Origin of the sequence: Carboxylicivirga fragile (assembly GCF_050589805.1) — a bacterium.
Lineage (GTDB): Bacteria > Bacteroidota > Bacteroidia > Bacteroidales > Marinilabiliaceae > Carboxylicivirga > Carboxylicivirga fragile.
In genome coordinates this window covers 46,004-55,924 of record NZ_JBNGOY010000041.1, presented here as the reverse complement: position 1 = coordinate 55,924, position 9,921 = coordinate 46,004, and the positions used below count along the sequence as shown (strand labels likewise).

General features: G+C 37.8%; 6 protein-coding genes. 3 read left to right on the top strand and 3 right to left on the bottom strand.

Going from position 1 to position 9,921, the window contains the following annotated elements; genetic code table 11:
* The first annotated feature begins 317 nt into the window (after window positions 1-317).
* Together ACRD7B_RS16915 and ACRD7B_RS16910 are read left to right on the top strand one after the other, a co-directional pair.
* A complete protein-coding gene (locus ACRD7B_RS16915) occupies window positions 318-3,080 on the top strand; it encodes a TonB-dependent receptor (RefSeq protein ID WP_430825788.1) in 2,763 nt (920 codons plus the stop codon).
* Between the two features lie 33 nt (window positions 3,081-3,113).
* Entirely contained in the window at window positions 3,114-5,096 is a 1,983-nt protein-coding gene (locus ACRD7B_RS16910) for a hypothetical protein (RefSeq protein ID WP_430825787.1), read from the top strand.
* A gap of 170 nt (window positions 5,097-5,266) precedes the next feature.
* Here ACRD7B_RS16910 and ACRD7B_RS16905 read toward each other — a convergent pair whose 3' ends face one another.
* Window positions 5,267-5,824: a hypothetical protein gene (locus ACRD7B_RS16905; RefSeq protein ID WP_430825786.1), complete on the bottom strand. Its 558-nt coding sequence runs from the start codon at window positions 5,822-5,824 to the stop codon at window positions 5,267-5,269.
* A gap of 113 nt (window positions 5,825-5,937) precedes the next feature.
* On the opposite strand from ACRD7B_RS16905, the gene ACRD7B_RS16900 reads away from it, so the two are divergent.
* Window positions 5,938-6,336, top strand: a complete 399-nt coding sequence (locus ACRD7B_RS16900; protein ID WP_430825785.1) for a tellurite resistance TerB family protein — start codon at window positions 5,938-5,940, stop codon at window positions 6,334-6,336.
* Between the two features lie 113 nt (window positions 6,337-6,449).
* Here the strand turns inward: ACRD7B_RS16900 and ACRD7B_RS16895 are convergent, their stop codons facing one another.
* Entirely contained in the window at window positions 6,450-7,571 is a 1,122-nt protein-coding gene (locus ACRD7B_RS16895; RefSeq protein WP_430825784.1) for a hypothetical protein, read from the bottom strand.
* 166 nt (window positions 7,572-7,737) lie between these two features.
* Window positions 7,738-9,894 carry a methylmalonyl-CoA mutase gene (scpA, locus tag ACRD7B_RS16890; RefSeq protein WP_430825783.1) on the bottom strand — a complete coding sequence of 719 codons (2,157 nt, stop codon included), beginning with the start codon at window positions 9,892-9,894 and terminating at the stop codon, window positions 7,738-7,740.
* Between the last annotated feature and the right edge of the window lie 27 nt (window positions 9,895-9,921).

Below are 9,921 nucleotides of genomic sequence, written 5' to 3'. Positions count from 1 at the left end.
CCCCCCCCCCTTTGTTAAGCCAATGTTACGTCTACTTTAATCCCAAATTTACTGCCCGATGCTTAAAATGGCCAGAATGTATTGTATCTCCTCATTATCTTCCACTTACTTCTTTTTCTTCCTTAACACAGACTTAAAATTGAATTAATTATGCCTTATCGCTTCTATTGCTACCACCCCCTACATTTGCCCTTGTAATTATTTGAATTATTGAGAGGGAAAAACGAAACGTTTCATTTTAATCAGAACACACACAAGGATGGTTAAAAAAACGTTCCCCGCCTGCATAAAGTAGGCAGATGAAAAATGGGAAAAAGATGAAAAAGAACATTGTTGTAATTAGTATTCTATTGTTGGCATGTATTGCACAGGTATCTGCTCAAACAGGAATATTAAAAGGAAAAATTACTGACTCGAAAACAGGTGAAGAATTAGTTGGAACAGCTATAGTTATAGATGGCACAACAGTAGGTACTATTACCAACTTCATGGGCGAATATGAAATGCCGCCTCTTGAGCCTGGCACTTATAACATACGTGTACAGTATATATCGTACGAGCCTCAGTTAAAGGAAGGTGTTGTTATTAAAGAAGGCGAACCAACTGTACTAGACTTTCAATTAGGATCTGCTGAGATGGATTTGGATGAGGTAACAGTGGTTGCCAAGGCCAATCGTGAATCGGAGAACTTTTTGATGCTTGAGCAAAAGAAAGCATCTGTCATTAAAGAAAGCATAGGTGCTAAGCGTATGTCGGCATTAGGCATTTCGGATGCCGAAGATGCCACTGGAAAAATATCTGGTGTTTCAATGAACGATGCTACTGGTGATGTATTCATAAGAGGGCTTGGAGATAGATACTTAACTACTACGATGAATGGTCTACCTATTCCTTCAGATGATGTTGAACGTAAAAACATAGACTTAGACTTATTCTCAACGGACGTAATACAAAATATTGGTGTTAGCAAAACTTACACTGTAGCTAACTATGGTGATTTAACTTCAGGTGCTGTTGATATCACTTCCAAAGCATATACCGAAAAGGTAACATTAGGTATCAAGGGTGGTGCTAACACAAATGTATTTACAAACGGCGTGTTTAGTAATTTCAAAACCACTCAGAATTTTGGCGATCAAACCTTAGGTTATTATTCAGCTCCTTACAGTACTATTGATGCAGTTCAAAAGCAAAGCTGGAATACAAACAGAAAGAGCGTTCCTTTAAATTATGGCGTTTCAATTCTTGGGGGTAAAAAAGTGAAATTGTTCGATAAGGACCTCTCTATTTTTGGTACTATATCGCAGTCAGTCTCATCTGAATACCGCACTGGTTTATTTAAAGCTTATCGCTCAAACGTTCTAAACACAAGTTATTCCGACGTTGAAGAATTTGAAACAGAATATAACACTACTGGTTTATTGAATTTTGTTTACGACATCAATACAAACCACAGCATTAACTTCAATAGTTTATTTGTTCATAAAACAACTGATAACTTATACGAAAGTGGAAGAAATGGTGAAGGCTTTCAATATGATCAGGATCCACAAGAAGAAAATGCTTTTGTGAGAGATCAGAACCTTAAACAAACTACTTTATTCATTAATCAATTATTGGGTCGCCATAGTTTTAATGATAAGAACTTATTGAAATGGGGTTTAGGATACAATACTGTACATGCCGAAGAGCCTAACCGAATTAGAAACCAAGGTAACATTGTTGACGATAATCGTTTTGCATTTGCTTACGTAGGCGATTACCAGCAAAAGAAATCACTACAAAACATTGAAGATGCCGAACTTAATGGATATATCACTGATGAGTATAAATTTGTAGATGAAGAATATAAAAAGCTGAAAGTTGATTTTGGTGCTAACTTCCGCCAAAAACAAAGAGACTTTAACTCAAAAGCTGTAGGTGTTCTTGGTCGTGGAGTGTCAGTTGAATCTGTTGATAACGTAGATGAAGTCTTACTTGATGAGAGTTTATACGAAGATGGAACACTTCGTATTAGAGATGGTGTACCTGATTTATATGATGGTAAACTATTGGTATTTGCAGGATTTGCAAGCTTCGGATTTGATGTGAATAAGGTTTCTGGTAATGTTGGAGCTCGTTACGAAATGAATCAACTCGATGTGAATTGGGATGTAGCTAACTACCAGGGACCAAACGGCGCAAGAATTGGTGGAACATCAAATAGCTACAACAATGTTTTACCTGCTATCAACTTTAAATATCAAATCAACGAAAAGAGCGCCTTTCGCTTGGCGGCAAGTAAAACAGTAACATTGCCTGAATTTAAAGAAATTGCTCCATTCGAGTATGTATCTCCAACAGGACGGGTAACAAAAGGTAACCCAGACCTCAAGAGCTCACAGAATTACAACTTCGACCTTAAATGGGAAATGTACCCAAGTGCTGGTCAGTTGTTTTCAGCTACTGGTTTCTACAAGCAAATTAACGACCCAATAAACCGCGCTCAAACAAGAGGGTCATCGGGTTACTTCTACTTTGCTAATACAGGCGAACAAGCTACTGTGTATGGCCTTGAAGTAGAGACCAGACTTGACCTTATAAAAGCAACAGAATCTGAAATACCAAGTTTAAACCTGTCGCTTAATGCCACTAGAATGTGGTTTAGTCAAGATTTATTAGAAGACTTCCAATACAATAATAAAACAGAAGCTAATATTGAAGGAGCTTCAGAGTTCATTTTTAACGGGGCATTGAGTTATGCCGATAATAAAGCAAAAGGTTTCATGGCTACGCTTTCAGGAAATTATTCATCCGATAAGGTATTTGCTTTGGGTGCACCTGAAGATAAAGTAAACAGTTCCTCCCTATTTAATAACGAAATTATTGAAAAAGGATTTGTGACACTTGACCTAGTGCTAAGCAAAAAAATATCAAATAGAGTATCACTTAAATTCACAGGTAAAAACCTACTTAATCCAAACATTAAACAAACCCAAGTAATTGAACCAATAAATGATGATCCAACTACAACGGAAGTTGTGAGCTCATATAAGAAAGGTCTTCAATTAAGCCTTGGAATTAATATCGATTTAAATTAAAACAACTAATAAATTATCCTAAAAACGATAACGATGAAAAATTTACTAATTAGACTATTCACATTAGCATTATTGGCAGCGCCAATTCTAACTAGCTGTAGCGATGATGATGATCCTACTCCAACACCAGGTCAAGATGTTATTGACAACTTGGGAAAGGGAATCATGGAAGGTTTGCTACTAGAAGATTATACATTGAAGTCATCAATGCAATATAGCTTAGATGGTGCTTTTATGGTAAGTGACGGAGTAACTTTAACAGTAGAAGCAGGAACACAGATTGTTGCTAAATCCGGCGGAACAGAAGTGTACTTAGCTGTATTGATGGGTGGTAAAATTAACATTGATGGAACATCTGCACTACCTGTTGTAATGTCTTCAGCATCTGCCACACCAGGCGACTGGGGCGGCTTAACTATTTGTGGTAAAGCTGTAACAACTGCAGGTGAAGATGCAACCGCTGAAGTTGGAGACTTTAAATATGGAGGAACAGATAATATGGATGACTCTGGTTCAATTAAATACTTGGTAATTAAAGGAACTGGTGCACAAATAAACAACGATTCTCAGTATAATGGTATTTCGTTTTATGCAGTTGGATCAGGTACAACTGTTGAAAATGTAGCTGTCATTAATGGTGCTGACGATGGTGTTGAGTTCTTTGGTGGAACTGTATCGGTTAGTACATTATTCTTACAAAACAACGAAGATGATGCTATTGACTGGACTGAAGGATGGAGCGGTACTGTAACTGACGCTTATGTAGAGCATACTATCGAAGGTTTCTCGACAGTAGTTGAAGCTGACAAGGTAAATAACAATCCTAAGTTGGTTAACTTAACTGCAGTTTCTACAACTGGTGGAACAGCACTCCAATTCAAACTAGAATCAGGTGCTACTATTACAGGTCTTTCGCTTAAAGGCTATGCAACTAGCGTTGACATGAAAGACGATGGCTCGCTTAATAATGTGATTATAGAAGGCGAAACAGCTGATCCGGCAAATAGCTATAACGGTCCTGCAACAGTTGATCCATCAGGATGGACTTGGGTTGATGCTGAGGTTGTTGAGATAGTTGAATTAGAAGGAAACGTAACAACTGATGTTACATTAGATGCCAGTAAACAATACCGATTAACAGGTGCATACATTGTACAAGACGGTGCTTCATTAACTATTCCAGCAGGAACTAAGATTCATGCTGATGCGGGTGGTACTGAGGTTTATTTAGCTGTTTTAATGGGTGGTACAATTAACATAGATGGAACATCAGAATTACCAGTTGTAATAGCTTCGGATAAAGGAATACCAGGCGACTGGGGTGGATTAACCATCTGTGGTAAAGGTGTAACAACGGCAGGTACAAATGTAGAAGCTGAAGTTGGTGGTTTCAAATATGGTGGAACTGATAATGCCGATGATTCAGGTAGCGTAACATACTTGGTAATTAAAGGTACTGGTGCTCAAATTAACGAAGAATCACAGTACAATGGTGTATCATTATATGCTGTTGGATCAGAAACAACATTTGAAAACATTGCTGTAATCAATGGTGCTGATGATGGTGTTGAATTCTTTGGCGGTGCTGCTGAAGTAACAAACATCTACCTAGAGAACAACGAAGATGATTCTGTAGATTGGACTGAAGGATGGAATGGTAAAGTTGAAAACACTTACATTTCACATACAATCGAAGGTTTCTCAACTGCTTTTGAAGGTGATAAAGTGAATGGTAATCCAATGTTCACTAATGTAACAGCTATTTGTACTACTTCAGGTACAGCATTACAGTTCAAAAGTACTTCAGGTGCAACTATTACAGGATTACACTTGGATGGATACACTGTTGATTTAGATATGAAAGATGGTGGTGACGTGGCAAATGTACAGATTGATGGTGATGCTGCAGATGCTACTTTAATTTCGGGAGAAACTAAGAAGTATACACTTAACTCAGGTAAAGATGCTGCTAAAGTTGACATCTCAGGATGGAGCTGGATCGAAGCTACTTTGTAAGATTTTAGTAATTATTTAAACACAAAAAAGCGGTCGGTATCATTCCTTCCGCTTTTTTTTGTACCCAACAATTCTCAAAGGTTTGCCCCAACGGCATATCTAAATAACAATTCTAAGCTAAGCGATTTAGGCGTGTCGTAACTCAGAGCTTATTAAAGAAATTCTACTGGTTATATATATGCAAAATAACCAAGTCCCAAAAAACCTTTGTGTCCAAGCCCCATATATCCGCATAAACCTCTTGTTCTGCCCCATCGGAAACTAATAAGGTTAATGTGAAATATAAAACCATTTTTCATGGCGTGATCCTTTATTACCGAGGTAGAGGCACTACTATTAACTGTGGTATACCCTAAACTTAAGCCACTACTTAATTTAAATGCTGGATTGTGGAGGTATTCAAAATCAACTTGAGGGGCTATAACCCAAACACTATTGGTCAATTCGTAGTTGTCGGTTTGATAGTAGTAACTGTTAAAAGTTCCTTCCTCTTTTTCATAATCGTACATTACATTTACGCCGACTTTTAACCAGCTATTTAAATAACTGTAATAATCAAAATTAATGGCTCCTAAAACAAAATGATTTGTTTCATTAAGGCCTTCTTGAGTGACATGTCCTAGTCGATAAGCTGATAGTGGTGAGTAGCTAAAACTAATCTCTTTTTTCTGAGCAATTGCACTAACGGACAGAAAGATAAGTGCAATAAGACAGATTGCATTTTTCATAAACAAGTTTGGTTTAGGTTAGAAAGTTGCAAGATAGGATAATTGTTATGAAATGTATTGCTTTGTATTTTAATGAAATTAGGTACCTTCAAACAAAAATCATATAGAAGAATATGAAGCAAGTTGATAGATTATACGAAGTGCTGGGTGAGTTACTTTATGCCATCGCAAAAGCAGATGGTGTGATTCAAAAAGAAGAGAAGGATGCGCTCAAGAATTTACTCAGCAATCATAGTTGGGGATCTGATATTCTATGGTCGTTTGAATATGAAGCGTCGAAAGATTCGTCGGTTGAAGAAATATATAATAAGGTGATTAATTTTTGCCACAGTTACGGCCCGGCTCCACAGTACGAGGAGTTTATTAAAGCGATGAATGTTATTGCCGAGGCATCAAATGGTGTTGATGCAGATGAAAGTAAGATAATTAGCTCTTTCTCAAAAGATCTTCTCGAACGATTTAAAAATGATTTAGAACGTTTAAGCTTTTATGAGCAAAGAGACAAGGAGTAGGTTAAATGATTTCTAGTGGGTTCTTGTTTATTTTGTTGTTTGCATTAAACTTAGCTTATTTACATATGGAAAAAGCCATCCTAATTTCAAAATTACTGACAAGGAGCTGTTAATTATTTATACTTATTGATAACAATAACGCTGTTACCTGATGAGTTTTCCTGAACAGCTTTTCGAGCTACAATAAAACCACCATCAAAGGTTGGTGTTAAACCAAACCATGCCCTATTCCAATTCTGCGTATCTACACTAGTTTTAATACTACCACATTTATATTCGTGAATTTCTTCATTGTCATCTGAATAATTGATAATGTGTATTCCGGTCGAGCCTATAAATGAGAATAAATTATTCTTTGGGTAAATATGTTGTCCACAGTATAAATGAGCAGGGTGCTCATATTCATAGCTCGTTTGTTCTTCCCCATTTAAGCTTGTTTTCCTTAGCTTTATTCGATAATATTCGGATCTATCTGTATAATCAAAAAGGAATAGATTTTGATTAGTGTCAACTGATATCAACATTCCGTTTGTTGTCAATGAATCAGTATATTCACCTTCACTATTAATAAAAAAGGTACCATAACCACTTTCACTATAATTGAAAGCGGTTGTAAAAATGTATTTCCCATTTAAATACTCAGTTGCATCGGAAATCATTTTATTGTAAACGTTGTTCCAAACAATTTCACCGGATTGGTTTATTTTGGCAATATACCCCCCACCTAAAGTAAATAAAAGCAAACCATCGCTAACACTTTTTAGACCACAATTACCGGATAGTTCATAATTACCGCTAAGCAAAGCCGTGTCAATTGCCTTAATAATATTCCCATTGATATCAACAACTACTACCTCATACCCAGTAAAGAATGCGTAATTATTGCCAAATGAAACTAAATTACTTGTTACTGAACCTCTCAGATCTTCATAGTCACTATTCCAGATTTCGTTGCCTTCGGTGTCGATAAAAGACAAGGATGCATAACTACCCATATTACCGATATTAGCCGATCTACGCAAGATAAGGTAGCCTTGGTTTTTTATTTCTGTAATCGATAGTGGTCTGGTATCTTTACCATTAAAGGTTAGTTGTGTTGTCCATTCAATTTCTCTCTTGGTACTCTCTTTAATATTATCTTCCCTAATGCCTTCTTCATCTTTTGAACAGGATGATAAAATAAGGATAAGAATAAATAGAAAGGGTTTAATTGAATTTATTAACTGGATTAGCATGTTTGTATAGGCTTGGTTTATATCTTATTACTAAGATAATGGTTTTTTAGGTTTTACAAAATAATACTCTACATCTCCGTGTGAAAACAAAAAGCCATCCCGATTGCTCAGGATGGCTTTCTAATATCTAAAAGCACTGTGCACAATGCACCGTGCACTTTTTTAACTACTCAGCAGCTTGCTCAATTAACAAGTTAAGAATATCTGATCCTGCTTTAGCAACTGAAGTACCAGGGCCAAAGATAGCCACAGCACCAGCCTTGTAAAGGAAATCATAATCCTGAGCTGGAATAACACCACCACAAATCACCATAATGTCCTCACGACCTAGAGCCTTAAGCTCAGCGATAATTTGAGGAACCAAGGTCTTGTGACCGGCAGCTAGTGAAGAAACACCCACAACGTGAACATCGTTTTCAACAGCTTGCTTAGCCGCTTCTGCAGGAGTTTGGAACAATGGTCCCATATCCACATCAAAACCGATATCAGCGTAACCTGTTGCTACTACTTTAGCTCCACGATCGTGTCCATCCTGACCCATTTTAGCGATCATGATACGAGGTTGACGTCCTTCTTTCTCAGCAAATTGTTTTGCTAAGTTTGTTGCTTTTGCAAACTCTTTATCGTCTGCTGCTTCTGCGCTATACACTCCTTTGATTGATCTAATTACTGCGTTATATCTACCAACAATCTTCTCACATGCATCAGAAATCTCTCCCAATGAAGCACGTTTTTGAGCAGCATCAACAGCTAATTCAAGAAGGTTGCCCTTACCTGTTTCAACTGCTTTTGTAATCGCCTCTAATGAAGCTTGAACTTCGGCTTCGTTACGGTTAGCACGTAATTTTTCCAAACGCTCGATCTGAGAACGACGAACTTCCATGTTATCCACATCTAAGATGTCGATTGGATCTTCCTTATCAAGACGGTATTTGTTAGTACCCACAATTGTTTGTGTCTGGCTATCAATTTTAGCCTGAGTACGAGCAGCCGCTTCTTCGATACGCATTTTTGGGATACCTGACTCAATGGCTTTAGCCATTCCACCTAATGACTCAATCTCTTCGATGTGCGCCCATGCTTTGTCAACCAATTCTTTGGTTAATGACTCTACGTAGTATGAACCAGCCCAAGGGTCAACACCTTTACAAATTTGCGTTTCGTCCTGAATATAAATCTGTGTATTACGAGCAATACGTGCAGAGAAATCAGTAGGTAATGCAATTGCCTCATCCAATGCGTTAGTGTGTAACGATTGAGTTCCACCGATTGTAGCAGCCATGGCCTCAACACAAGTACGTCCAACATTGTTGAAAGGATCTTGCTCAGTTAATGACCATCCTGAAGTCTGTGAGTGCGTACGTAAGGCAAGCGACTTAGGATTTTTAGGGTTGAATTTATTAACAATCTTCGCCCATAACATACGTCCGGCACGCATCTTGGCAATCTCCATGAAATGGTTCATTCCAATAGCCCAGAAGAAAGAAAGACGAGGTGCAAATGCATCAATGTCCAATCCTGCTTCGGTACCTGCACGTAGGTATTCCAATCCATCAGCCAAAGTATATGCTAACTCAATATCAGCGGTAGCACCTGCTTCTTGCATGTGGTATCCTGAGATAGAGATTGAGTTGAACTTAGGCATTTTTTGTGATGTGTATTCGAAAATATCAGCAATCACTTTCATCGAGAATTTAGGTGGGTAGATGTATGTGTTACGCACCATGAATTCTTTCAAAATATCGTTTTGGATAGTACCTGATAGCTGCTCTAAAGTAGCACCTTGCTCTAATCCGGCAACAATATAGAATGCCAATACTGGCAATACAGCACCGTTCATTGTCATTGATACTGACATTTTATCCAATGGAATACCATCAAACAAAACGTTCATATCAAGGATTGAATCGATAGCCACACCAGCTTTACCTACATCACCTTCAACACGTTTATGATCTGAATCATAACCACGGTGAGTAGCCAAGTCAAACGCAACAGACAAACCTTTCTGACCCGAAGCCAAGTTACGTTTGTAGAATGCATTTGATTCTTCAGCAGTAGAGAAACCAGCATACTGACGAATGGTCCAAGGACGCATGGCGTACATACCTGAGTATGGGCCGCGTAAGTATGGAGGTAAACCCGAAGCATAATTCAAATGCTCCATTCCCTCAAGGTCTTCTTTGCTATAAACTGGTTTCACAGGAATCTGTTCTGGGGTTACCCAGTCCTTCTTTACCCCATGTTTTTGTTCCCAAGCTTTGGCATCTTTGACACCACATGGCTTGGTTTTGAAATCTATGTTATTAAATTTTGGTCGCATGTTTATTAATTTTAACGCTGAGACGCC

Coding starts and splice junctions, on each gene's coding strand:
- ACRD7B_RS16915 (WP_430825788.1), top strand. CDS start 318: ATGAAAAAGAACATTGTTGTAATTAGTATTCTATTGTTGGCATGTATT.
- ACRD7B_RS16910 (WP_430825787.1), top strand. CDS start 3,114: ATGAAAAATTTACTAATTAGACTATTCACATTAGCATTATTGGCAGCG.
- ACRD7B_RS16905 (WP_430825786.1), bottom strand. CDS start 5,824: ATGAAAAATGCAATCTGTCTTATTGCACTTATCTTTCTGTCCGTTAGT.
- ACRD7B_RS16900 (WP_430825785.1), top strand. CDS start 5,938: ATGAAGCAAGTTGATAGATTATACGAAGTGCTGGGTGAGTTACTTTAT.
- ACRD7B_RS16895 (WP_430825784.1), bottom strand. CDS start 7,571: ATGCTAATCCAGTTAATAAATTCAATTAAACCCTTTCTATTTATTCTT.
- scpA (WP_430825783.1), bottom strand. CDS start 9,894: ATGCGACCAAAATTTAATAACATAGATTTCAAAACCAAGCCATGTGGT.